The sequence below is a fragment of the Microcoleus sp. PH2017_05_CCC_O_A genome, from assembly GCF_020738785.1.
Taxonomy (GTDB): domain Bacteria; phylum Cyanobacteriota; class Cyanobacteriia; order Cyanobacteriales; family Microcoleaceae; genus Microcoleus.
Genome location: NZ_JAEQCB010000167.1, coordinates 1 through 24,241 on the forward strand (window position 1 = coordinate 1; position 24,241 = coordinate 24,241).

General features: G+C 45.5%; 18 protein-coding genes and 1 pseudogene. 5 read left to right on the plus strand and 14 right to left on the minus strand.

Annotated elements, in window-relative coordinates; all coding sequences use genetic code 11:
* Nucleotides 1–152: 152 nt before the first annotated feature.
* The 6 genes from JGK20_RS28445 to JGK20_RS28470 form a co-directional block, all read right to left on the minus strand.
* Nucleotides 153–1,322, minus strand: coding sequence for a pyridoxal phosphate-dependent aminotransferase (locus JGK20_RS28445; RefSeq protein WP_293232973.1), 1,170 nt, complete (start codon nt 1,320–1,322; stop codon nt 153–155).
* A 192-nt stretch (nt 1,323–1,514) separates the two neighbouring features.
* Nucleotides 1,515–4,556, minus strand: a complete 3,042-nt coding sequence (locus tag JGK20_RS28450) for an SMC family ATPase (RefSeq protein WP_293232975.1) — start codon at nt 4,554–4,556, stop codon at nt 1,515–1,517.
* A gap of 277 nt (nt 4,557–4,833) precedes the next feature.
* Nucleotides 4,834–6,009 carry an exonuclease SbcCD subunit D gene (locus JGK20_RS28455; RefSeq protein WP_293232977.1) on the minus strand — a complete coding sequence of 392 codons (1,176 nt, stop codon included), beginning with the start codon at nt 6,007–6,009 and terminating at the stop codon, nt 4,834–4,836.
* A gap of 52 nt (nt 6,010–6,061) precedes the next feature.
* Entirely contained in the window at nt 6,062–6,397 is a 336-nt protein-coding gene (locus tag JGK20_RS28460) for a DUF433 domain-containing protein (protein WP_293186015.1), read from the minus strand.
* A 183-nt stretch (nt 6,398–6,580) separates the two neighbouring features.
* On the minus strand, nt 6,581–6,907 hold the full coding sequence (locus tag JGK20_RS28465; protein ID WP_293186036.1) for a DUF433 domain-containing protein: 327 nt from the start codon (nt 6,905–6,907) through the stop codon (nt 6,581–6,583).
* Between the two features lie 151 nt (nt 6,908–7,058).
* The gene (locus JGK20_RS28470) at nt 7,059–7,952 is read right to left on the minus strand and encodes an ion channel (protein WP_293186013.1); all 894 of its coding nucleotides are present in this window, start codon (nt 7,950–7,952) and stop codon (nt 7,059–7,061) included.
* 113 nt (nt 7,953–8,065) lie between these two features.
* Between JGK20_RS28470 and JGK20_RS28475 the strand changes: the two genes are divergently transcribed.
* Entirely contained in the window at nt 8,066–8,410 is a 345-nt protein-coding gene (locus JGK20_RS28475) for a hypothetical protein (protein ID WP_293232979.1), read from the plus strand.
* Nucleotides 8,411–8,682: 272 nt separating this feature from the next.
* Here the strand turns inward: JGK20_RS28475 and JGK20_RS28480 are convergent, their stop codons facing one another.
* Nucleotides 8,683–10,008, minus strand: coding sequence for a hypothetical protein (locus JGK20_RS28480; protein ID WP_366039611.1), 1,326 nt, complete (start codon nt 10,006–10,008; stop codon nt 8,683–8,685).
* 493 nt (nt 10,009–10,501) lie between these two features.
* Between JGK20_RS28480 and JGK20_RS28485 the strand changes: the two genes are divergently transcribed.
* Nucleotides 10,502–10,711 carry a hypothetical protein gene (locus tag JGK20_RS28485; RefSeq protein ID WP_293232983.1) on the plus strand — a complete coding sequence of 70 codons (210 nt, stop codon included), beginning with the start codon at nt 10,502–10,504 and terminating at the stop codon, nt 10,709–10,711.
* A gap of 686 nt (nt 10,712–11,397) precedes the next feature.
* Here the strand turns inward: JGK20_RS28485 and JGK20_RS28490 are convergent.
* The 6 genes and pseudogenes from JGK20_RS28490 to JGK20_RS28515 all read right to left on the minus strand — a co-directional run bounded on the left by JGK20_RS28490 (nt 11,398) and on the right by JGK20_RS28515 (nt 20,539).
* Nucleotides 11,398–12,498: a saccharopine dehydrogenase NADP-binding domain-containing protein gene (locus JGK20_RS28490; protein ID WP_293232985.1), complete on the minus strand. Its 1,101-nt coding sequence runs from the start codon at nt 12,496–12,498 to the stop codon at nt 11,398–11,400.
* Nucleotides 12,499–12,607: 109 nt separating this feature from the next.
* The gene (locus JGK20_RS28495) at nt 12,608–14,410 is read right to left on the minus strand and encodes a hypothetical protein (protein WP_293186004.1); all 1,803 of its coding nucleotides are present in this window, start codon (nt 14,408–14,410) and stop codon (nt 12,608–12,610) included.
* A 27-nt stretch (nt 14,411–14,437) separates the two neighbouring features.
* Complete coding sequence (locus tag JGK20_RS28500; RefSeq protein WP_293186002.1) at nt 14,438–14,644, minus strand: YgiT-type zinc finger protein; 207 nt, start codon at nt 14,642–14,644, stop codon at nt 14,438–14,440.
* A 140-nt stretch (nt 14,645–14,784) separates the two neighbouring features.
* Nucleotides 14,785–16,412, minus strand: a pseudogene (locus JGK20_RS28505) (NAD(P)/FAD-dependent oxidoreductase).
* Between the two features lie 374 nt (nt 16,413–16,786).
* Entirely contained in the window at nt 16,787–17,566 is a 780-nt protein-coding gene (locus JGK20_RS28510) for a class I SAM-dependent methyltransferase (protein WP_293232987.1), read from the minus strand.
* Nucleotides 17,567–17,758: 192 nt separating this feature from the next.
* Nucleotides 17,759–20,539, minus strand: coding sequence for a COR domain-containing protein (locus JGK20_RS28515; protein WP_293232989.1), 2,781 nt, complete (start codon nt 20,537–20,539; stop codon nt 17,759–17,761).
* 675 nt (nt 20,540–21,214) lie between these two features.
* On the opposite strand from JGK20_RS28515, the gene JGK20_RS28520 reads away from it, so the two are divergent.
* From JGK20_RS28520 to JGK20_RS28530, 3 genes are all read left to right on the plus strand, one after another.
* Nucleotides 21,215–21,661, plus strand: a complete 447-nt coding sequence (locus tag JGK20_RS28520) for a transposase (RefSeq protein ID WP_293193289.1) — start codon at nt 21,215–21,217, stop codon at nt 21,659–21,661.
* Between the two features lie 533 nt (nt 21,662–22,194).
* The gene (locus JGK20_RS34680) at nt 22,195–22,365 is read left to right on the plus strand and encodes a hypothetical protein (RefSeq protein WP_325315344.1); all 171 of its coding nucleotides are present in this window, start codon (nt 22,195–22,197) and stop codon (nt 22,363–22,365) included.
* Between the two features lie 203 nt (nt 22,366–22,568).
* Nucleotides 22,569–22,943, plus strand: a complete 375-nt coding sequence (locus JGK20_RS28530) for a signal peptidase I (protein WP_293185993.1) — start codon at nt 22,569–22,571, stop codon at nt 22,941–22,943.
* Here the strand turns inward: JGK20_RS28530 and galK are convergent.
* On the minus strand, nt 22,933–24,012 hold the full coding sequence (gene galK, locus JGK20_RS28535; RefSeq protein WP_293185992.1) for a galactokinase: 1,080 nt from the start codon (nt 24,010–24,012) through the stop codon (nt 22,933–22,935). The genes JGK20_RS28530 and galK overlap by 11 nt on opposite strands.
* Nucleotides 24,013–24,241 lie beyond the last annotated feature (229 nt).

Below are 24,241 nucleotides of genomic sequence, written 5' to 3' on the forward strand. Positions count from 1 at the left end.
AATTTAAGTGTTCGTCAACTGCTGGGATGAAATAGCAATCTAAGTCATAGTTTGCCATCAAAGCACGCAAAGTAGCAATTTTTTCAACGGAGGCATTCTCAAGAATGCGTTCAGATTTAAAGTTAGTTGCAACCATTTTTTAATATCCTATGTTACTGGTTTAAAATTGTCTTCAAACCTTTGACAAGCCTGCTAATTCCTGCGGCTGCTGTTGCAATTTCTAGGGCACCGTAAGCAACGCGCAAATAGCAGCCGCTATCCATACCGAAGGTTGTGCCGGGAAGCACTGCTACTTGATGTTCGCGAATTAATCGCTCTACTAATTCCATTGTATCGAGTTCGGTGTCAACTTTCAAGAAAAAGTAGAAAGCCCCGGCGGCTGGGGAAATTGTACACAGATTTTGGATGGTATTGAGTTCGTCTAATACGAGTTGGCGCACAAATGCGATCGCCCTTACATAATTATCGCAGTAACCTCTACCAACTTGCAAGGCTCCCAGGGCTGCATACTGGGAAATTACCGGCGGACAAATTAAGATGGTATCTTGAATTTTCCTCACCGAAACCAGCAAATGCTGTGGAATTACCATATACCCGATGCGCCAACTCGCAAAACCGTAGGCTTTGGAAAGGCTAAACAGGGAAATTGTATGTTCGCTGCTGTTGGAAAAACTTGCGGGCGAACAGTGTTTCACGCCGTCATAGGTAAAATATTCGTAGGCTTCATCACTGATGTGATAAATATTGTGTTGGCGGCAAATCTCGTTCACTTCCCGGAGAGATTCGGCAGAATAAACCGCGCCTGTTGGGTTGTTAGGTGAAATGGTGACAATTGCTCGCGTTTTTTCGGTGATTGCTTTTTTAATCGCAACAATATTGAGTTGATAGTTGGCGTCAGTTTCTACTATCACGGGACGGCAATTTGCCATGACAGCAGCCATTTCGTGGTTGAAATAATAAGGTGATTGAATGATAACTTCGTCTCCCGCCGAGGTGATGGCGAGAATGGCATTGGTAAATCCCATATTGCTGCCGGCGGTAACGACTATGCAGTTTTGGGTGTTAATTTCTATGCCGTTATCTGTTTTGAGTTTGGCCGCGATGGCATCTTGTAATTCTGGGATTCCTTCGACTGCTTTGTATTTATGATTGTCGGGATTTGCGAAGAAGTCGGGGATTTTTTCAAATGATTCTTGGGGCGGATTGTAGTAAACTATGCCTTGTCCTAAGGATATCGTTCCCGGATTTTGCCGGATTAGTTCGCCTACTACTGGGATGATTGGCGATTGTACTGATTGCATTCGAGTTGGGTAATTTTTCATTTAATTTAAGTCTGTTTTTAGGATTAATTTTGTTTGTATACGGCGGTTGAAACCGCGTCTACACAAGGGAAGTCCGCCTCCGCGGACTGAAGAAAACAACTGAAGAAAAAAAACATAATTTTAACGGGCAAATCTTCAACCCGCGGAGGCGGGTTTTGCTTGTGTAGACGCGGTTTCCAACCGCCCGGTCTTTTAAACTCTTTCTATTTCTATTCTAGAACCTTGGGGCGACTTAAATACTTTAACTTGTGCGGGCAATCTTTCACCCAATCCTCTAACGTGAGTAATCACTCCAATTAGCCTTTCTCGCTGCCGCAACGATTCTAAAATTTGAGTGACGCTTTCGAGGGTTTCTGCATCTAAAGTGCCGAATCCTTCATCCAGAAATAAGCTGCCCAGTTGAGCTCCTTGAGATAGTTTTTCTGATAAAGCTAAAGCCATTGATAGGGAAGTGGCAAATGTTTCGCCACCGGAAAGGGTTCGCACTCGTCTAGCTTCGCCGCCATTCCAATTATCTGTTACCCAGTATTCGCCGTCTTGGTTTTTTAACTTGTACCGATTTTCGGTTAATTCTTGCAAAATCAAGGTGGCGCTGCCGACTAATTCTGCTTCTAAATGTTCTAAGATGTAGGATTGAAATTCGTTGGATTTCAGATTCTGCGCTAAGGTGTGATAGGTTTGCTCTTGTTCTGTGAAATTTGTAATTTGCTGGGACAGTCTTTCGGCTTGTTCGAGGGTTTGGGCTGCTACTTGAATCCACGCTAAAAGTTCGGCGCGGTTGTTGTTGGCTTGTTTGAATTTTTCTTGGGCGGCGTGTTTTGCCGATCGCACTTGTGCTAATATATCTTCATCGGTAGTCCTGCCTGCGATCGCCTCGCTTAAATCCTTCGCCCGCGTCTCCAACTGAATTTTTGACTCGCGTACACACCGAATCGCATTTTCCCACTGCGATTGTTCGCTAACGGGCGCCACCGCTGCTAGAAACGTCTCTTCTGTGAAATCAGCCGCTGTTAATTTTGCTAACCAATCCTGGTTTAACTGCTGTTTGCTAGCTTGGGCTTGTGCGAAAACCTCCCCCGCTTGTTGCTCTCTCTCGGCTGCTTGAATAGCAGTATTTTGAGCGGTTTGATACGATTTTTCGGCAGTTGTCAGCAGATTTGCCAACTCTTGCTTGTCTTCTGCTAAAGCTTTTGCTAAATTAGCATAGGGTTGATATTCCGTAATTTGATAAAGCGCATTCACACAACTTTGCAACTGCTGCTTCCGACGGTCTGATTCGGCGATCGCATCTTGATATTCTTGCTGTTTAGCTGCTTGAGTCGTCGCTGCAAAATTAAATCTTTGTTCGTAATTATTATATTCAAAGGATGCGAGTTGGAATTGCTGCTCGGTTTCGCGGTATTGGCGATCGCTATCTGCAAGTATAACCAACTCCTGCTGCAACTGCAAGACTTCCCACTGCGGATTTTCCAGAACTTGAGTGATTTGCTGCTGCAACTGAGCAACTCTCTTCTCTGTCAATTCCAATGCTAGAGCAATTTCTGACTGTTTTTGCTCGCAGGCAAAAACTGCGCTTTTCCCCTCAGCCACCGCCATTTGAGCAGTTGGCAAAACCTGATTTGCAGCCGCCACTTTCCGGCGCAAACCAGCAACATCGACAATCTTAGAAATCGGCAAAGCAGGGAGCAAATCGCTCTCAGGATGCACCCCCCCGCACACCGGGCAAGTATCGCCAGCATTCAGCGACATCCTGACAGCAGCAACACTCTCTAAACGCGCCGCTTCCGCATTAGCAGTTTCCACCGCTTCTAACTCGGCACTGCACTCTTTTAGCCTGATTTCTGCTGCTGCTAAATTAGTCGCAACCTGCACGTAATTCTGTTCGGCGCTGGCTTTTTCGGCGACAGATTTATTCAACTGTTCGCGCTGAGTTTTTACCTGTTTGGCAATTAGTTGAAGTTCCATCAATAAAGGTGCAACTTCCTGCAATTTTTCAAAACGCTTTCCTCCGGGCGAATACTTTTCGAGCATTGCCGCTACTTGAGTAACCCGAAAACCAGCCGCCTGAATTTTAGTATTAGCAGCTTGCAGTTCTTTATCTGCTACTTGAAGAAACCGCAGTTTTTCCTGTTGATTTTTCTGGGCGAGGGCAACTTCTTTGTCTAATTGAGTGCGCTGTTCTTCATATACTTTTGCAGCAGCCAGAGCATCTTCGCGAGCCTTAATTTGTGGTGCTAATACCTCAGATTTGGCTTTGGCTGCTTCAAATTGCTGCTGCTCTGTTGCTAGCTCCGAGCGAGCTTTAGTTAACCGCTCCCGCGCTGATAAAGCAGCACTTTCGGCAGTTTCATACTGACTGCGAGCCGATCGCAATAAAGCCCAATCTCCCTGTAAATGGTTCGCAGCTTGCGCTCTTTCTAAACGCTGTGCTAAAATTGTAATCTCGGCGGAACTAGCATTTAATTGCGCTAATTCTTGTTGCAACTCTTGCCAGCGAGTGATTTGGGAAAATAGCTGTTCTTCTTCATCCACAGCCTTCTGAGCTTCCATAACAGCGCGCTCGAACTGAGGTAATTGCTGCTCTAAAATCCAAAGTTGCGATCGTTTTAGCTCCACCTCATTCGCCGCCGGAGCGCTCAACTCAGCCAACTGTCTTTCCACCATTTCCCGTTCCTGTTTCAGCAACTTCGCGAGTTCGTTTGCTTCCTTCCGCATCTGCTCAAAAATCTCAAATCCCGCTAGCTGCCGCAAAATTTCCCGGCGTTTAGAAGTATCTCCTTTAATAAACTCATCAAACTTGCCTTGAGGCAGAATAATGGCTCTTGTAAAAGTATCAAAATCCATCCCCAAAATCTGTTCAATCGTATTTTGAACAGCAACAATACTCGTCCCCAAAGTTTCCCAATTGCCATCTTGCCAACATTCCAAAATCACCTTATTCTCGGGAGATTTCGGACGAAAACGCCATCTCCGCGTCACCCGATACTGTGCCAAACCCACAGCAAAACGCAACTGCACCTTTAAATTTTCGCTTCCTTGACTTACCAAATCAGCTACTTGTTTGCCACTGCGATTTGTCGTACCAAAAAGCGCGTAAGTCATGGCATCTAGCAGTGAAGATTTGCCCGCACCAGTAGCACCAGTAATTGCAAACAAATCGAGTTGAGAAAAATCTAAGCGCTGTTCCCGGCGGAAGCTGGTAAATCCTTCGAGCAAAAGTTCTAGTGGACGCATACTGATTTTAGATTTGAGATTTTGGATTTTAGATTTCGGGATTTTTACAATTACGTTGTTCGGAGTTTTAGGGTACTTATCAAGGAGAGCATCTCACTTTTGCAAAAAAACAATTTCTTTACAGTGCTGTCCCCGCTCGAGAGTGTTGGATAGATTGCGAGCGGGGACAGCACTATAAAATTAAAACTGAGATGCTCCCCTTATCAAGTTTGTTCGCGAGCTCGCGAGCAATGGCAAAGAATTACCAATTACCCATCACCAATTACCAATTACCTATTTAACTATTAACTGTTTCCTTAAACTTCTTGTACAAATTCTCAAATCCCTCCAATACAGCGGGTTGTGGTGTCGTTCCCAAGCGGTTTTGATAATAGTTGCAGAACTCTGCTGCTGGATCGAAGTTGTTGGGATCGATATTAGTGCTCTCTGTTGGTTCTAGCGGTGCATCCCGATAGCGCGGTTCAATTAACAGCGCTTGAGAACAGATTTGCCGCACGCGATCGGCTAATCCGATTTGCGGGCTATCCAATTCGACAATTACCTTCAAAAAACCAGGATGATATTGATGAGCTTCTAAAATTTGATCGAGATTGTCATTATCACATTGAAGCACTTTTAACGGTTTGTGGCAAGCCACCGGTCTAAATTCTACTTTGGCTTGACTTCCCGGCTCAACTTCGATCAAGCAAAATCCTTTTTCCTGTTCGGCTTCTCCAAAATCTAACTGAATCAAAGAACCGGAATAATAAGCGGGAGAATTCTTAGCAATGCGCTGGTGAATGTGGATGTGTCCGAGGGCTACATACTGAGCTTCTGGCGGCAGAGTTTGCGACGGGTGCAGGTATTTTTCCCGCGTGTAATAAGCGACTTCGGATTTAGTCAAGCGAGCACCGTCAATGCTCATGTGTCCCATCAGCATATTCACAGTATTGTCTCGAAAATCTGTGGTTAAATTTTGCAGTAAATCTGCTACAATCTCGCGGTAATCTTGACGGCGGTTGGCGTCGCCAGAGTGCCACAGAGAATTGGCATCTAAGAGTCTTTGTTCGGAAGCAAAAGGCATCGCTCCTACGCATAGTTTACCATTTTTGGTATTCAGAGTAATGCTGCCACCGTCTGCCGATCGCCTGGGTTTACCTAAAGCGCGAACGCCGGCAAGGGATAGCAGTTGCGCGATGCTGTCGATGCGGGATGCTGAATCGTGATTGCCGGCGATCGCAATTGCGGGAATTTCGGCAGCTTGGAGTTCGCAGAAAAATTGATAGGCAATGCGCTCAGCATAGGCTGGAGGGTTGGGAACGTCGAAAATGTCACCGGCGACCAACACGGCATCAACATCGAGCTCCTTGGCTTGTTTCAATATTTGTTCTAGGGCGATCGCAATTTCAGAAGTGCGATCGATCCCTCGAAAACGTCGTCCCAAATGCCAGTCAGCAGTATGAATTATTCGCATATTACAAGGAGTCTTTTATTTATTTTAATACTTATGGGTTTCTAACAATCGTTTAGGTGTCGCTTTCTTTTTCTTGTTCTAGAATACCTCGATCGATCTCTTCAATGTGTGCCTCAGCATAAGCAAAAGCATTTACCAAATCGGCAGCACTCAGATCCGGATGACCTTCTAAAATATGAGCATCGCTAGCACCTTGACGGCGATAACTTATTAACAGCCAAACAGGAATCCGCGTTTGTCTGATACAAGCTTCGCCGCCCATTACGCCGGGAGTCTTTTGAATTTCCGACCAAAAGTTACTTAAACTTTGGGCTAAAAATTGTATAGCTTGAGTTTTTTCCTCTGGACTTAGCGCCAGGAGTTGCGGTTGTAATTCTTTTAGTGTCATGTTCGTTATTCGTACTAAGTGGTAAAAAATATATGTTTGGTGATCGTCAAACTATTCTAGCACTTGCCACCCAGATTTATTGAGCCTATTTAAGTGCCAATTGTATAGTACGCATTGCCAGCCAAGAATAGATAATAATGTAACTCATAACTTCATTCAACAAATATAAAAACGTGCCACTTTTCAATCATCCTCATTTTCTTGAATTGCTGTTTCAATCTCGTCAGGATATGCCTCAGCATATGCCCAAGCATTTGCCAAGTCAGTGGCACGCAGAGTCGGATAATCTTCTAACAGTTCAGATTCAGAAATACCTAAACGGCGAGCATTCACCAACACCCAAACAGGAATGCGCGTTTGTCTGATGCAAGCATCGCCACCGCACACGCCGGGAGTCTTTTGAATTCCAGACCAAAAGTTGGTTAAACTTTGGGCTAAAAATAGTATAGCTTGAGTCTTTTCTTCAGGAGTTAACGCCAAAAGTTGCGGTTGCAATTCTTTCAGTGTCATGTTCGCAGTTATTGAGTTCATAAATATTAACTTGTTTTGCCCTACAGGTCTTCTAGGACTGGCTAAATCTAACAGAGGTAGGGACACGGCAGTGCCGTGTCCCTACGGCTTGTGTTGCAATACACCTAATTCTAGCGCTAAATCAAAACTTCTATTCCACAGGCTTCACATCGTGAAACCGAGTATAATCAACCACCCGCCCGCCATCCGGAGTTCTCGAAATAATATCTACAAACCGCATATTCCACACAATTTCTGACGCTACAAAAGAATGTCGCGCGTGTATAGTTTGCGAAACTGTCTCGTCAATTCCCGTTAGCGTAATTACAATTTCGGCGTGCTGCTCGATCAAATCTTTGGCGGTAAGTTGGTACAAAGGACTGTTCTCATCAATTGTGTGCATTACCGTCCAAGTTAAGGCAAAAATAGGAGATTGACTCCGCATTAATTGCAAATCGTAAAAACGCCGCATATATTCTCCTTCCGATGTTACTTCGTCGCGGATTAAAGTAGCTCGCTGCTGTGCTTCTAAAATTTGGTTGAAGCGCTGATTTCCTGCGCGGTACATCAGAGTCGGAACGCCGTTGAAAGGAGCGATTATAGCTACGCGGCTGAAGATAACTCTAGCGGTTGCTCGAGAAAATCTTGAAAAAGCCAGTCCCGTCACCATTGCGACTCCCCACAAACCAAAAAACGCTTCGATCGCAACTATAGTATTAGCGTACTCGGTGCGCGGATACATGGCACCGTAGCCGATTGTCGCCATTGTTTGCACGCTGAAATAAAAAGCATCTTTGAATGAACCAGGCCGTGCATTAGCAATGCAATCTCCTCCCGCTAAGTAAGCTAAGGCAAATAAAGAATTTGTGAGTACATACGACAGACAAATCAGCATGAAAAATTGTGGCCAAGAAAGAGTTAGCAGCCTGTGATATAGATCGGCAAAATGCAGGCGAGGTACTCCCAATTTGACAACACCCAAGGTGAATTGTCCTTTGCGATTGACTAAACGAGCCTGTGGCGGGCGGTTGCGGTGAATTTTCATTGCGATTTGTAACTGTGGCTGTGTCAAATTGTAACTATTGCTTGGAACGGGAAAACTTATCCTTTAGACTGATGTCTAATTCCAAAAATTACGATAAAAGCGGAGTTTTAGAAATGCTTGAGCTTAACTGGCATGACAATCTGGTGATCGTTTCTTTTGTCGCTGCTATTGCGGGTCTAGTCGTGCTGAGCGATAATGCCTCCTCTGACGGGGCTGACGATTCCCTAGGGGATAGCTTCGCCGCGCGTACTTTGAGCGAAGAAATCCTGATCAAGATGAGCTTTACTTACTGGATAGTTTACTGCATATCTGTTTTCGGGCTGAAACTTCACTTGCCAGAGGATAGCTGGTTGTTGCTGAGTTTGAAGCTGACTACTGTTCTTTCTTATTTGTTGACTGCTTCTAGCATCCTCAGCCTGCCGCTGCAACGCATGGCTGTCAGACAAGTTGAAGAGTGAAAAGAACAGGTTTGTAGTCAGGACTTCAGTCCTTCCGGTTGGAGTGAAGAAGGACTAAAGTCCTCACTACAAACTTAATTAATAGTTTTGAATTTTCTATTGTGAGACTGCTTGGTGAGTCGGCGCAGCCCGATTAGGAATAAAAGCTCGATCGAGCTTTTGACTGGTGCCGGAGTCCGGCAGGGGTTTAAACCCCTGCCTCAAAGCTAAAGTCGGTTAAAACCGACTCTCATATCAAATGCGGTGAGTTCGTCCCCATCGCGATCGCACAATCACGATTTAAAGCCCTTAGAGCTTTTCTTTTTGTCCTGCGGCTTGGACTTTGACTTGTGAACTTCGCCTAAAGCTTCCTGAAACAAGTTGTGCAGGTGCAGGGGAACGCTAGCGATTTCCGGGAGTTCGGGTTCTAAGGGTTTTTTATACTCTTGCAGTAGGGAATCTAAATCGGTCTCGATCTGAAAGTCTGTGCGCTGCAATACTGTTTGCAAGATTTGTGATAATTTCGCTGGATTAACTTTAGCTAACCGCCACCAAATCCAGGCATTAATTGCCGGATCTTCTAGATAGCTGCGAACCATTTTCTCGTAACCGGGAATGGTGGAAAAGTCCTCGGCTGCGAGCATTTCGGTAAACTGGCTGTAGTTAGACAAAAAGGTTTGTCCCCAGCGGGAATGAGAAAGCGCTGTCACCTTTTCGGCTTTTTTGAAGCGATCGGGCAATTCGACTTTCGGCGTTACCATTTTTGAACTCGCATTGCTGTCGATCGCCACCTCAACTGCTTTAGTATCGGCGCCTGCTGCTGCGATCGCGACTGCTTTGATTTCTTCGGGATCGATTCCGGCATCTTCAACGATATCCGCGAGAGATTTACTTTGATCGATGCCGATATCAGCGAGGCGTTTTTTAGTCATTACCTCCTGAAATTCGCCCAACTGTTTGTTGAGGTGATATCCCGATAGCGTCACTTCGTCGCCGCCAAAAAATTCGGTAAAATCGTCGTGATACTGTTCTACCGACTTCCAAGCTTGCTCTAACAGTTCTGGGGCGTCGCTGTACAGGTTATTTTTGTAATTTTGCTTGAAATTGCCGATCGCCACCGCCAACTTCGGCTTGCCCAATTTCCCCATGGGAATCGGAGGCCCTGAGAGTATCCACGCCTCATCGGTGAGAGGCGCAATCCGAGCCCGCAAGATTTCTCCTAACTTAAAGCGAGACATTTCTGGGAGGAAATTAGCGCTGTTGGGCTTGACATTGTAGTGCTTCGCCGTCAGCCAGTTTGTCACCTCGAAGCTGTCAGGGGAAATTTGAGTAATTTCAAACAAGCCGGTGAAGCTTTTTTGACCCCAACTTTTTAGCAAACTGATCTCGCCCTCGGTTAAATCGGGCTGACTTTCGACAAAAAGGTCGATCGGCGTTTTGTTTCCGACTTTACCTTCGACTGTAAAACTGTCAATTACCTGATTTTGTTGAGCAATATCGTAGCGCTCGCCCGTCGAGCGAATTGCGGCAAAAGCTTCTAAAGCTACCGCCAACTCTCCCTCAGCATCCAGCACAAAGTCAATTAAATTTTGCTTGAGTGTCCAAGCTCTTTCCAACATTGCATCCACAAGTTATACCGATTTTGAATGAAAGGATTTAGATTCTTAACAATTATCGGACTTGAAGCAACCGACGCTTTACGCTCCGGCTGGGATAGAATGGCGCAGATTGCGAAGAATGACCGAAATATGCGATCGATGCCTGAGTCCTGAATTAGTTTAATTTTAAGCCTAATATTCAAAAAATAATGTCCATCTCAAACTCCGTTGTTAATAAGTTTTTTTGCACCCCCAGCCGGAGGGTGCATCTCACTTTTGTTTGAAGAGGGCGAAGCATGACCGCATATAAGTTATTAGTTATATCTCATATTCACTGCGGTCATGCTTCGCCCCTACAGATATATTTTCTTGCACAAGCCGCTGCACCCCCAGCCGGACAACCAACCGCGCACAAATCTTGCTTTCTGAAAAAAGCGATTTCAACGCAGCCGAAAAATACCCCTCCCGATGTAGAGAGGGGCTAAAAATCCCCAATAACTTTGCTAAACTCGCCTTGAAAATAGTGTCATATGATGTCCGCTCGATTACCATAAAAAAACAGTTCGTAGTGCGGACTTCAGTCCGCAATCCGGCTGCGGACTTAAGTCCGCACGTGCGTTCCTTACCCAAACACTTCGCTGCATTCAGCAGCGCTGGTACAAAACTCCCGCACGATCGAGTTTATGTGCATCCTAGACTGAAAAATACCAGCAAAATGCTTTGACCAAGAATTTCTTGATAGTACCCGCCACGTGATTTATCCGTGGAATCAATCCCAAATCTAAAATCGAAAATCCTCTCTTCCCCCGAATTTATCCGTGGGGTCGCCTCTAAAATCTATTGACTCAATGTTTGTCCAAGAGCTTTTAAAACCCGCTTCATATCAACGTCTCCTCGTATTTTGTCGCAAAAATTGTCGTGTTTGTTTTCCCGATCGGGCGATCGCGCATCTAGTACCTTGGTTAAAGCGCCATCTTTGTCGCAGCTACCAAAGAGCGATCGAGCGAACAGAGATATTTATCGTGATGTGCAACATACTAAGCTCCTGCTTGTTACCATTACTTCTACCAAAAGATAGATTAGTTAAACAAGCGGAACTCATCTTTTATGAGGTTGTCTGAGGGGCGATCCCCATTCCTACAAAAAACCCATCTAGCGGTTTTCCTATCAATTTCAAACCCTTACTCTTCTCTTCTGGGTCTTTCTATAGCAATCCTAATTGATTTGCTAGTCCTAGAAATCCTGAAATCCTTGTTCAACAAGGAGTCTCGCAAGACAAAAAGGTTTTTATCTTGTGCCAATCCGATCTGATTGCTATAGGTGGAACAGGCGTCTCGCCTGTCCTTCTTAGGTTCATCAAAAAAAGCCCCTTGACCAAACATCTAAACTTCCTATAAAAACCCGATCGAACTACAAGAAAACCTGCTCTATGTTGAGGTTTCGGTTCTGCATAGCTGCTTCAAACAGCTCAGTAGAAAGAGCCTGTTCTACCGACCAAACCCCCGGTTTTGTCAGTTTGCCCTCTAACATCAATTGAGCAATGCTGCCAGTACCGATGCCCGTTGCTGTGGCAGCATTCGGGTGTACCGCTGTCGATCGCACTTTTGCGGGTTGACCGTTTTTGATGCCGCTCACTTGCGATCGCACAGCCACGCCCACACCGCTAAAATTATTGGTAACAGCAGTCATCCCGTAGCTGACATAAGACAAAAACTCAATGACTGAATTATTTTTCAGCCAGCTATCCGGCCAGTATTTAGCAACAAACCAGGTAAGGTGATTGTAAAGGTCGGGAGAAGTGCCAAATTTAGTAATAACTGTTTTGACTGGGAAAGTTTCGGGCAAAGTAATTGCTTCCGGCATATCGAACCAGTAAACGCCTGTTTTGCCGTAGGGTGCTGGAAATTCTATCGTTTCGCGATCGGTGTAGGGTTTGATTTGCTGTAGTTTGCCATCAACCAAAACATCAAAAGGAGTTTGCAAACCCAAAAAAGTAGTACGCATGACGGTAACGCCAGCACCCCCAGAACCGCCGACAACATAACTCAAATGAATGTGTTCTGCGGTATCTAATTGCTCCACATCTCGGCGCACCATGCTGTTAGAAACCCCCGGAAAAATGCCCGTATTGATAATCGCTGTCACCCCGGCATTTTTAGCAAGTTCCCGGCAGTCTAAAGCTCTCCGAGTAAAACTGCGACTGTCGCTGACATCGGTATAATTAACACCTGCTTCGATGCAAGTTTTCAGCACGCCCGCATCTCGGTAGTGAAAAGGCCCGGCACAGTGCACGACGAGGTTAGAGGATGAAACCGCTTGGCGCAGAGCAGCACTGTCTGCTAAATCTAAAGCTAAATAGCGCGATCGATCCGACGGCAACTCTGCTGGAAGAGAGCCATTGGGATCGCGTCCGGTAATAGTAACTTCTGCGTCGGTGTGGGTAACAAGGTCTTGAGCAACGCTGTTGCCAATTCGTCCCCGACCGCCGACAATCAAAACTCGGTTTGTCATCGCTCAAAAAAGGGTAACGCTAATATAAGCTTCTCATTATTTGAGGCAGAATTTCCATCTACAAAAAGGAGGATTTATCTATTTTAGTTTTTCTGACTCATCAAAATTATTAGCTTTTTGTCAATTTCCTAATTTGAGAGTTCAGCTCTCGCAGTAATTCCAATTTCCTAAACTCATTCTCAATTGTTGAGACAATCTGAATAGCCTGAGAAAGCAGTTCCGCAGCTTGTGAGACTTGTCCGGTGCGAGACAAATTAGTAGCAATCACTTCTAAACTCGTAATTTTTAGATAAACATTCTCTAGAGAATGAGCTACTTCAACAGCTTCGGCAAACACTTCAGATGCTTTTTCCTGTTGTGCAGATTCCGCATAACTCAAGGCAACGTTTGCCAACGCCTGAGCTTTTTCATGCTTATCGTTAATTGTTCGGGCAATTGTGAATGCTTGGTCAAGCTGCCCCGCTTCAGCTACAGCGATGACATTCCTACCCAACCTGATTGATTGTAGATAATTCATATCATGTATTGTTTGAGCAAGCTGAACGGCTCGATCGTACTGCTTGGATGCAATCGCGCTTTCAACTTGCCAGCTCAACGCATAGGATGAAAGAGAGTCATCTGTTACCATTTCAGCAATTCTTATAGCTTGCTCGAATTTTCCGGCATCAGCATAATCGCAAGCACTCCAACCTAACATACAATTTCTGTAAGATTCATTTTCTATTGTTTGAATAATCTTTAACACCCGCTCTCGTTCTTCCGCCTTAGCAACAAAGTCAAAAATACATTCTAAAAAAATATCACATACTGAACTATCATTAATTTCATATATAGTCTGAATAACTTGAAAAGCTCGATCAAATTGTCCGATCTCAGCGCAACGATATGCAATTACTGATAATGCCTCGGTTTTGTTGAAATTATCATCTAGGCTGCCAGCAAATTGTATAGCTTGCTCAAATTTTTCTGCTTTAATGTAGCCGTCGGTGATGGCATTGAATGCTTCATATCGATCGTCATTATCTTCCGAGTATTCGATAGTTTCTGTAAGTTGCGTGGCCAGGTCAAATTCCCCAGATTCAGCATAATTTTTTATGATTTTAATCAGAGGAAAGGTTTTCCAATTATCGATTGTTGCCACAATTTTCAGCGCTTCATCAGATTGTCCTGCTTCGGCATATGCACTAGCTATCCCAGCCAGAGCTAATTCTTTCTGTTCGTTATCTATTATTATTTCAGCAATCTGGATTGCTTGCTTAAATTTCCCCGATCGAGCATATTTTTGGGCAAGCCGATTTAACACCAAGGCTTTGTCACAGTCATTTTCTACCAGTTGGGCAATCTCAAAAGCTGTATCTAGCTGTCCTAAATTTTCCTGGACATAGTAGGAAAGATGAGTTAACATCCAAGCTGGCTCTCGATCGTTTTTTATGACCCCAGCAATTCGGACAATCTGAGTCAATATTTCAGCAGCTTTGCTTGCTTGTTTGGCCTGACTGTAGCTGCAAGAAATATCGATCGAAGCCAGAGCTTTATAATAGTTAATTTCTATTGTTTGGGCAATACTGAGAGCTAAGTCAGCTTGTCCCGATGCTGCAACTTGAGACGCGATCGCACTTAACGCACAAGCTTGAAAATCCTCATCTTCTATGCCTCGTGCCACCCGAACAGCAGAACCGTAGTTTTCTACTTGAGCATAGCTGCGGATGAACGCATTTAACACTTGCTGTCTTACAGAAACTGAGCATTGAGGCAAAGCTTTAGGACTGTTATTCGGGAATGTTTGGGCTATCTGAAAAGCTCTCGCAAAATTTTCTTCGGCTTGCTCGATTTGTTCCAATTTGAGATGACTGTCGCCGATTTCAACCAACTCCAGAGCCTGAGAACGATCTTTTAAAAGTTGGGATGACATTACCTGCACTTCCTCTAGATTTGCTAACTACACAAAGTCATAAACTGGGACTTCCAGCGTGCGACTTGGCTGTTTTCCTTTCCAGATGATTTGCTGTAGTCGCTCTACAGTTTCTGGTGAGAAAAAACGCTCTCCTGTTTCTACACACAATCGGGCTGGCACATTTTCAATAATGATAAAATTTCCATCCATTTCAAGAGTATAGTTAACTCTTTGTTCAAGCTCGGGCGACATAACAGCTTACTGATTTTATTTTGATCTAAATTTTATCTAAAACTTAGTATTTAATTATACATAAAATTACCCTATTTTTCAACTAAGCTTACCAAAAGCAGTAAATCAATAAGGGCGGGGAATGCCCGCCCTCTTAGCTTCTAATTATTAATCCGAAACACCGACTTAGCCGTCGATTTCAGAGAATTAGCCGCATCGCTCAAGGTTTGCGCGATCGGCTGCTGCGAGTGCATGAACACGCGAGCAGTATTGCGTCCCTTTTGTAATTCGCCAACTCGGGTAACGGACGGAAAAATATCATCTGATCCAGCGTCATGTCAACGTGGTAATAATTCCCCTTCAGCGCCCCCAAACGCTCTCCCAATTCCGCCGGACTTTCCACGCGGCGGCCGATAATTGAGTTCTTGATATTGGGTGCGTATTCTGCTAATTTGTCAATGCAGCGATCGGCAACTTTGTTTTTCAGCTCGTCCGTCCAACCCGTACCGTGCTGGCCGGTTCCTTCAGCATTTTCGATTTGGTAAGGAGCAAAAAATTCAATCCAAGCCGTATGGTGTCCGGGGGGAGCCATTGACGGGTCTCGTACCGTCGGAAACACGACATACATCGACGGATCGGAATCGGGGATTTTGCCGATCGCAGGCTGAGTATGAGCAATTTCCACGTGTTTCACCGAATCAGCAATCAACACAGAACCCATTAAATATTCGTCTTTATGGTTCCAGCGATCGAACTTCGGTACTTCATTGAGAGCTAAATCTATTTTCAGAATTGTCTCATTGTTATTGACAATTTTGCGCTCCAATCTTTCCCGCAAATTCGGATCGGCACTGTCAACATCGCTATCATCCATCAAGTGCAGAAACAAACGCTTCGCATCAATATTAGAAATGACGCCTTTAGTAGCTCGATATTCTGTGCCGCCTGCAACTCTAACACCGACAGCGCGGCCATTATCAACTAATATTTTCTCGACGTGCTGGTCAGTAAGTATAACACCCGCATAGCTTTTCACTAAATTGACCAGCGCTTGCACCAATGCACCCGTTCCTCCGCGCGGCCTCGCCATGCCGGGATTGTGGCGCATTGCCATCATAATTGCGCCTACAGCAATGGTTTTTTGTGAAGGAGGCGCGCCCAACTCTGCGGCCAGTCTTGCCAAAGGTGCTTTCAAAAATTCCTCATCAAACCACTCGTTGAGAATGTCCTCAGCGCTGGTAATCATCGTGCGAATAAAGTCCAGCGTTTTGTCTGGGGAACCGATGACTGAAAATAAGTCTTTGAGTTTGGCAATATCGTAGTTGCCGGCAATATCTATGATGGATTTTGGCGGCGCGTTAAACATCGGAATCATCGCGCTTAAAGCGCGCTGCCAAAAATCTGTATATTCGGCATATTTTTTCGCATCGCGTTCGTTGTAGCGGGCAATTTCTGCACAAGTTTTTTCTACGGAACCGTGCGCCAAGAAATATTTGCCGTCTGGATGCGGACAAAACGCCACTGGATCGCAGTAAAGATATTCTAATCCGTATTTTTCCAGTTCTAACTCTTCTACAACTGGCCCTAAATGGATAAATTCGTGGTCGATCGCGCACAAGTTGAATTTAAAATCTGGTAATTCGGGAATCGCAGCTTCGGTAGTCGCGGCGCCACCGGGAACGGAACGTTTTTCTAACAAAAGAACGGTATATCCGGCTTTGAGGAGATAAGACGCACAGACAAGCCCGTTGTGACCTGCTCCTATGATAATCACGTCATACGTTTGCATAGATGAAGCTTTGGGATAGGATGTTTTTCTCATTTTACAAATGTTAACAACTTTGCGGGCTCTATCAATAGAAATAGATTCATCTTAAGAGATTAGTTTGAGCATCTTACAAAAGATGGAGTTCTTACCTAGTGCTGCTGTGCGATCGCCTTTATTTATTCTTGAATTTACCATAAAGAATTGGTTTAAAGCCCCAATCCCGATCGGGATAAATTAAAATCAGACTATTCATTACTCCAATCCTCTTCCTTCCAGGTAGAGGTAGCTGTCAACTGTCAACTGTCAACTGTCAACTGAACGAACGAGCGATCGCCACGCCAATTTGCCCAGCATCATATCACAGAAATTTTCATTTATCGGTATTATATAAAAAATTAACAATCCGTAGGATTTCCCAGATAAACTATTGTTTTGTAAACCAATGAAACAAAGCCACGATCGCCACAGTAAGCTTGATAAAGTTCGGTTAAATCCGAGATAAGTTTCTGCAATGGAGGCCCGGAGTTCGGCATATAAGATGAGCTTTGTGCCCGCCCGATTAACCCTGCTAAATCTAAATCTTGTCTGTTAGCAAATTCGATCGATCGCACATCAGTAAAATCTGCACTCGCAAGCAAAGGTTCGATCGAGCGATCGTGCTTTTGGGCAGGATAGCTCTTAGAAGCGCTCTTAACAATTTGAGTGTAGCCCTCTGTCAGCGCATCCGTGCGATCGCGCAAATTCCAAACAACAGCCAACCTTCCCGACGGCTTGAGAATTCGCCGAAATTCTGGTAAAGTTAAAACAGGATTGAACCAATGGAAAGACTGGAAACACGCGACTAAATCGAGCGATCGGTCAGGCAAATTAGTGGCTTCGGAAGTTCCGTCTCTAAACTCTACCAAAGTATGAGGTGCAGCCGCTTGTCTCATCTCGGCATTGGGTTCGATCGCTAATACTCGAACCTCTCTTTCTGCTAGCAAACGGGAAGAAATTCCTGTACCTGCACCGATATCGGCTGCGGTTAACTGTGAAAGTTCCCCAAGTCCTGCTAAAATCGCATCGATCGCAGCGGCTGGATAACTCGGGCGGTATTTGACATAATCCGTGGCGCGATCGGAAAATCGACCTAGCGGATTCATCTCGTATAACGGCGGTTTGGAGTTATCAGTCATTAGTTATTAGTTATGTATGAGTTATGAGTTATCAGTCATTAGTTATTAGCCATCAGTAATCATACCAAATCCGGGTTTAGAGCGCCGTTTATTTTCTTAGTCCGCGAAGGCGGACTTCGTTTTTGTAGAAGCGATTTTAATCGCCGAATCATAGTTCGATCGTAGCGCGGAACGGGCGATCGGCGAACAATATTAATACTCATCTACAAACTGCTCGTGAACCCACAGGAATTCGCGCCGTCTGTTCTGCACCCGAACTAAGCCACCAAAACCAGGATCTTTGGCTTTTAGCAGCGCGTGTAATTCTCGCAAAATCGAGCCTTTCGCCATGATTGCTGAGTCGCCCTGTTGCCAATCTGGGATGTCATTTTCGCCAGACAAATTAGTAGCTAAATCGCTACCTTTCAAGGTAGATTCGATGCTTTTTTGTCCTAAATCGAGTTCTTCTTCAATGCCTTTGTAGGTAGCTTCGTCTAGCATGAACTTGGTGGCAGAGGCTGCGACAGGTAAGACTAGACTCAGGGTTCCGGTCAAAATTTTGAGATAGGGGGCTGCTATGGTAAACCATTGGCGCGATACTTCCAATTCATAAACTCCTTTCTGCTTGTCGTGAGGATTTAAGGCGGGAAGCGGTTGACGAGAGTGTTCGCACCAGAGGGTTATTTGCAATTTTGTACTAATCCATTTTGGGCGATCGAAAAACTTGGGATCTACGGGCTTGAAACTGAACAGGCGCGGGCCATCTTTGGCTTCATCGGTGAGCATTTGCATCAGTGACGCAAATTGCTCATCGACTTTGCTGAGAATGATCCGCTGTTCCTGAGACAATGACTGATATCGTTCTTGATTTCGACTATCGGAAGTCGCTATATTTTCGTGGATGATGTTTAGCTTGTCAACAATTTTTTGGAACTGCTGAATGCCGATTTCTTGGGATGGAGGTGGAGCAATTGGTGCGTTATTCAGTAAAGAATCGATATTTTGCCATTCATCGCAGCCTGAAATGTGACATTGATGCTCATCCCGATTCTTCTTTTTGCTCTTAATTAGTTTTTCTACCTCAAATAGCCCGTTCCCAGGCAGATTTTTACCACAAGGCGCAATACAAGGAACCATCACATTACATAGCAATCCTTTCCAATAATTTTCGACTAGCCATTTAATCTCTGCCGTGAGATAAGACAAGAACCGTTCTGGATAAGCCGCCCGCACGGTGATTTTGACATCACTGTCAATATATTCCAGCAATGCCCGACCGTTGTAGTCATCGTCAAGCATCAAACCGCGTTGCCAATGGATACTTTGTTCGTAATTGCATCGCCCCAGTGAGTATTTGTGCAAGCGCACAATTAACTGGTAAAACAATCCTTCTGCGACTGCAAGTTGTCCTCGATCGTCCACAATGCGGCAGATTTGTATTTGTTGTCTGTCTCCGGCTTCCGGTTGCTGTCCCCAATTGGACAATTCCGGGCGTGTATCGGGTACGAGTTGAGCAATCAAGCTCGTATTGCTGGGTTTAGTTGGGTCGAGCACCACGCGGTAAGATAAATCGAAGCGTTCCATCAGCTTCAGAAAGATGGGATGTAGTTCTTTCGGATAGCCGTTCTCGCCTGGAAACGGGGGATTCCTCCATAATTCACCCAGATGCTCAAAGTCTACTAAACCGTTGCGGCGGCGGGTCGTTTCATCATCAAGTACGAAGCTAATTGCCTTGGCCAACCAGTCGGGTTTGAGGATGACAATATCCCGCAGTATTGGATCGTAGTGGTAATGGATGATATGCCCCAAGGTATGGGAAATACGAAGGAAAAGTTCTGCTTGTTCTTTATCGATTCCGTGCTGAGTGCAGATGGCAATAACTTCATCGTAGGGCAGATAGGCTTTGTCGTTTGTCTGCAAGATTTCCCGCACTCGCTGCCATTTGGCGGGAACCGAACGTCCCATTTCGGGAAGAGAGGCGGCGACATTAGCGATCGCACTTTTTAATTCTGCCACGCCGTTGCAGGAGTTCTGAGTGTCAGGTTTGCTGTCGATATGAAAGAAGCCAAGCACCGTATCGCAGCCGAATCGATCGCAAATTTCCTGTCTGTCAATGTCGGGTTGTCGCTGTCCGGGGCCGCCGTGGGTGGCGACTACTAGCACTTTGGCATCTGGTTCCCGATGCTTGATTAGGGTAATCCACTCTTTGACAAAGCCTTGCTGGGGGCCTTCCCGTGGCTTCCACACCACTAAATACACGGCTGGAGCACTGAAAAACAACTGGTGCGTTGGTCGATAAACGGGTTGGCCGCCAAAATCCCAACCATTGAGGGATATTTCTGTGTCGGTGTCGGGATGGGTGACAATGACTGGTTTAATTTCAATGCCGTGAGTGGTGGGACGACTTTCTAGCCATTCATCCTCGCGCAATGCTCCGAGGAGACAACTTTTGCCTACTTCGCCTTCACCGATCAAAATCAGTTTGGCTTCGTTCAGGGTGATTTGTGCTTCTGCTTTTGCCCGCAGGTATTGCAAAAGGGCTTTAGTGCCTTGTTCATAGGCGGCGGCGAGGTCAGAATTGAGAGGGTTGTTGTGGAGGTAGAGCAGTCGCAACTCGGTGAGGAAGACCATCGCTTCTGGTAGTTCCCTCAGTTGGTTACTGGAAAGGTAAAGCCCACGCAACTGGGTGAGGGAGGCGATCGCCTCTGGCAGTTTCGTCAGTTGGTTGTTGTGGAGGTAAAGCTGTTGTAATTCGGTGAGGGAGGCGATTGCCTCTGGCAGTTTTGTCAGTTGGTTGTTGTGAAGGTAAAGCTTTTCCAACTGAGTGAGGGAGGCGATCGCCTCTGGCAGTTTCGTCAGTTCCAGATCGCTAAGATTGAGTGTTTTTGCTCCCTCTCGCCGCGCTTTTCCAATGCGCTGATATGCTTTCCGATCGCCCTCAGTTCCTGACATTGCCAATTCCTTATTTTGATTTTTGTATATAAGTTCGATCATCGCCTTTTGAGATGAAAGGGCGATCTTGAGACATGATTTGATTTTGAATATTCCTTAATCTCACTACAAAATAACACGAATATTTTGGCGATTCGTGAGGTTTGAGTAAGGTTTTTGAATCTCGACGCGCCTAGTCCAAGAAACCGGGTTTCTACGGTAATTTACGCCTCCTCATGAGATTTTACGCAGAAACCCGGTTTCTGAGTCCCACGCGCTGAGTCCGAGAAACCGGGTTTCTACGAGAATTTACGCCTCCTCATGAGATGATCTGAAGAAACCCGGTTTCTGAATCTCGACGCGCCTAGTCCAAGAAACCGGGTTTCTACGACAATTTACGCCTCTTCACGAGATTTTCGCGAGAAACCCGGTTTCTGAGTCCCACGCGCTGAGTCCGAGAAACCGGGTTTCTACGAGAATTTTCGTATCTTCACGAGATTTTTCATAGAAACCCGGTTTCTGAGTTCCCGCGCTGAGCCCAAGAAACCGGGTTTCTGTGAGAATTTACGCCTCTTCACCAGATTTTCGCGAGAAACCCGGTTTCTGAGTTCCACGCGCTTAGTCCAAGAAACCGGGTTTCTGCGATAATTTAAACAACCTCACCAGATTTTTCGTAGAAACCCGGTTTCTGAGCCTCCCAGTTTCTGACTCCGGCTAGCCACTCACCTACCTTCTGATATGCCACGTCGCCAAGTTATCTTGCAAGCGGGTAATTACTACCATGTTTATAACCGAGGTAATAACCGTCAGTTGATATTTTTTGAACGAGAAAACTATATTTATTTTTTACGCCAATTAAGAAACCATCTGATTACTCATGGTGTCGATATTCTTGCTTATTGTTTGATACCGAACCACTATCATTTATTAGTTCACCTGAACACCAATCGTTTTTCCAACCTGATGCAGGCATTTACTCTGTCTTATACTAAGGCTATTAATAAACGCTATCAAAGAGTTGGTTCACTTTTTCAGGGACGGTTTGAGGCGATTCATGTGGGAGCATCTCAATTTTGTAAAAAGCATTTTTTTTATTATAGTGCTGTCCCCGCTCGCGTATTGTACAACTCGCGAGCGGGGACAGCACTATCTATATATAGCCTTTCTCAAAAAGATGAGGTATAACTGACAGCCCACACAACCCTTAAACCAAGAGGGCCCAAGCCCAACAACATCCGCGAATCTTTCTGAGAATCCCAGTTTCGATGGATCTGTTTGGGTTGCCCCTTTTGCTGCTGTTTTTCACGATTAATTGACCCGCCCAAAAACGGAAGTCCCCGCAGGGCTGTCGTGGGTATCCCAAGATTTTAGACCTTAGTTAGACCTCGCAGATTTATCTGTGGAGTAAATCTAAAATCTAAAACTGGTTCGATCGCGAAGTCGAAGAATCTAAAATCTAAAATCTAAAATCGACTGACGAGGTTTAAAGCAATCGAATCTACTTCGATCGCAAATTCTGACAAACAAAACCAAGCTAACACCAGCGATACCGAACGCTGGGCTTCGTTAATTGGTGGGCGAGCGCTGGTGCTGTTTGGTTTGTCGCAGCGTTCACTCAGAGGTGCTTTGCTGGCGGTTGCGGGCGGCAGTTTGGCGGCGCGCGGACTCGGGGTTGTGGAGGGTTTGCAGTCGGCTGCGGATGCGAATCAAAGGTAAAAGTGGCGATCGAATACAACCCTCCGGGCGGTGCGATCGGTGCGGGCGCTGCTAAACTATTTGGGGAAGATCCAGAACAGCAAATTGCTGACGATTTGCGCCACTTTAAGCAGTTTATGGAAGCTGGGGAAATAGCTACGACGGAAGGTCAATCTTCGGGCCGCAAGTTATAATTGCGATCGTGTTGGCTCGTCTAAAAATCATCAAGGATGAGGTACGTTGTTGCGCTTGGGCGCTATGCTAGATCTATCAAAGAGCGCTGAAGCGCAACAACGTACCTAAAGATCAATTGCCTGTTGTGTTTATGACTAAAGTTCTTACTACGAACCTTTGAGTTTGTGTTACTTAAAATATTTGTTTGTTAGATTATTAACTGATGCCACCTGAAGTGATTTTTGGAAATGCGGGTGCTGAAGGTGCAAGTCGCGGCGGTTGGTTTGCGGGTCACTTTATAATGCCCGAAGATGACGCGCGATCGACTTCTGCGTTAGAGGTAAAATGGGGCGTTCACTCGGCCGGAGATTGCAGGACTCAGTGGGCGGTAAATGCGGCAGCAACTACGCTTTCTATTCTGGTAAAAGGGCGGTTTCGCTTGCAATTTCCTTCGCAAGAAATCTTGCTGTGTTGTGAAGGAGATTATGCTCTCTGGCTGCCGGGAGTGCCTCATTATTGGTCGGCCGAGGAGGATTCGGTTATCGTGACTGTGCGGTGGCCTTCGGTGTCGGGAGATAGTTCTGCGATTAAGAATTAACTTGAACTTCGGGAACTAAAACGCGACCATTATAACCCGCGCGGTGGTAACGATCGATCGCCTCTGATGCAATAACATCGGCTTTCCCACTCTTAACCAGTGCAACACAAGCACCGCCAAAACCTCCGCCCGTCAGCCTCGCGCCGAAGACTCCGGGGATTGACTGCAAGATTGCCGCCAAGGCATCTACTGCAACCACCGAAACTTCGTAGTCGTCGCGCAAACTCGCATGGGAAGCATTCATTAAATCGCCGAAACGTTCGGCTGGTAAAGATTTTACAGCTTGCAGCACGCGGTTGTTTTCGGTGACTACGTGGCGCGATCGCCTTTTTAGGGGTTCTGGCAATACTTCCACTGCTTTGGGATCGCTGATATCCCTAAGGGCTTTAACTCCCAATATCCGGGCGGATTCTTCGCACTCAGCACGCCGCTGGTTGTAGCCACTTCCGGCTGCTAGGTTGTGGCTTTCACCGCTGTCAATGACTAAAATTTCTGTGCCTGTGGGAAAAGGTAGCGCGCGGTATTCGAGGCTGCGGGTGTCGATAAATAGCATCGTGTTGGTGTCTGCTAAACTCGACGCCATTTGATCCATGATGCCACAGTTCACCCCGGCATACCGGATTTCGGTTAGCTGTCCGATTTGAGCCAGCCGCACGTCGTCTAGGGGGAGGTTCAGCAGCGCGCGGATTGCTCTGAGGGTGGCTATTTCTAAAGCCGCGCTGCTGGACAAACCGGCGCCGATCGGCACATCGGAGGTAATGTAGAGATTTATTGGTGGTATTTTGTACCCTTCTTTTTCTAAAAGTCTGATGCAGCCACAGATATAACTGACGAATTTTTGCGGTATGGTATCGTCGTCTGAAAAATTTATGAGTTCGTCATATTCGGCTGAATAAAAATGGTGTCGGGTATCGCTGCTGAAGCCAATTTGTACTGTTGTGCGCTGCCCAATCGCAGTCGGAAGTACAAATCCATCGTTGTAGTCTGTGTGTTCGCCCAGCATATTTACTCTTCCGGGCGCGCTGGCTTGGGTTTGGGGTAATGTACCAAATACTCGTTGGAATTTCATTTTTGGGGAATTGGTAATTGGTAATTGGTAATTGGTAATTGGTAATTGGTAATTGGTAATTGGTAATTGGGAAGAAATAAACTTATTTTTTATCGTTAATTATTTTATGATGCCCAAGTTTTTTGCTGAATTCAACCCCTGTTTACAAAAATAAACATAACTTTAGCTTGGGAAAAAATATGGGGTTGTGATAGAATGGCAGGCTAAGATTTCTCGAAGAATTCAAAAA

Excerpts from the sequence above, each read along its gene's own strand:
- JGK20_RS28480 (WP_366039611.1), bottom strand. The coding sequence starts at position 10,008 with ATGTTGGAAAGAGCTTGGACACTCAAGCAAAATTTAATTGACTTTGTG.
- JGK20_RS28470 (WP_293186013.1), bottom strand. The coding sequence starts at position 7,952 with ATGAAAATTCACCGCAACCGCCCGCCACAGGCTCGTTTAGTCAATCGC.
- JGK20_RS28515 (WP_293232989.1), bottom strand. The coding sequence starts at position 20,539 with ATGATCGAACTTATATACAAAAATCAAAATAAGGAATTGGCAATGTCA.
- JGK20_RS28445 (WP_293232973.1), bottom strand. The coding sequence starts at position 1,322 with ATGAAAAATTACCCAACTCGAATGCAATCAGTACAATCGCCAATCATC.
- JGK20_RS28500 (WP_293186002.1), bottom strand. The coding sequence starts at position 14,644 with ATGTCGCCCGAGCTTGAACAAAGAGTTAACTATACTCTTGAAATGGAT.
- JGK20_RS28450 (WP_293232975.1), bottom strand. The coding sequence starts at position 4,556 with ATGCGTCCACTAGAACTTTTGCTCGAAGGATTTACCAGCTTCCGCCGG.
- JGK20_RS28510 (WP_293232987.1), bottom strand. The coding sequence starts at position 17,566 with ATGACTGATAACTCCAAACCGCCGTTATACGAGATGAATCCGCTAGGT.
- JGK20_RS28495 (WP_293186004.1), bottom strand. The coding sequence starts at position 14,410 with ATGTCATCCCAACTTTTAAAAGATCGTTCTCAGGCTCTGGAGTTGGTT.
- JGK20_RS28455 (WP_293232977.1), bottom strand. The coding sequence starts at position 6,009 with ATGCGAATAATTCATACTGCTGACTGGCATTTGGGACGACGTTTTCGA.
- JGK20_RS28490 (WP_293232985.1), bottom strand. The coding sequence starts at position 12,498 with ATGACAAACCGAGTTTTGATTGTCGGCGGTCGGGGACGAATTGGCAAC.
- JGK20_RS28520 (WP_293193289.1), top strand. The coding sequence starts at position 21,215 with ATGCCACGTCGCCAAGTTATCTTGCAAGCGGGTAATTACTACCATGTT.
- JGK20_RS28530 (WP_293185993.1), top strand. The coding sequence starts at position 22,569 with ATGCCACCTGAAGTGATTTTTGGAAATGCGGGTGCTGAAGGTGCAAGT.
- galK (WP_293185992.1), bottom strand. The coding sequence starts at position 24,012 with ATGAAATTCCAACGAGTATTTGGTACATTACCCCAAACCCAAGCCAGC.
- JGK20_RS28475 (WP_293232979.1), top strand. The coding sequence starts at position 8,066 with ATGCTTGAGCTTAACTGGCATGACAATCTGGTGATCGTTTCTTTTGTC.
- JGK20_RS28465 (WP_293186036.1), bottom strand. The coding sequence starts at position 6,907 with ATGACACTGAAAGAATTGCAACCGCAACTTTTGGCGTTAACTCCTGAA.
- JGK20_RS28460 (WP_293186015.1), bottom strand. The coding sequence starts at position 6,397 with ATGACACTAAAAGAATTACAACCGCAACTCCTGGCGCTAAGTCCAGAG.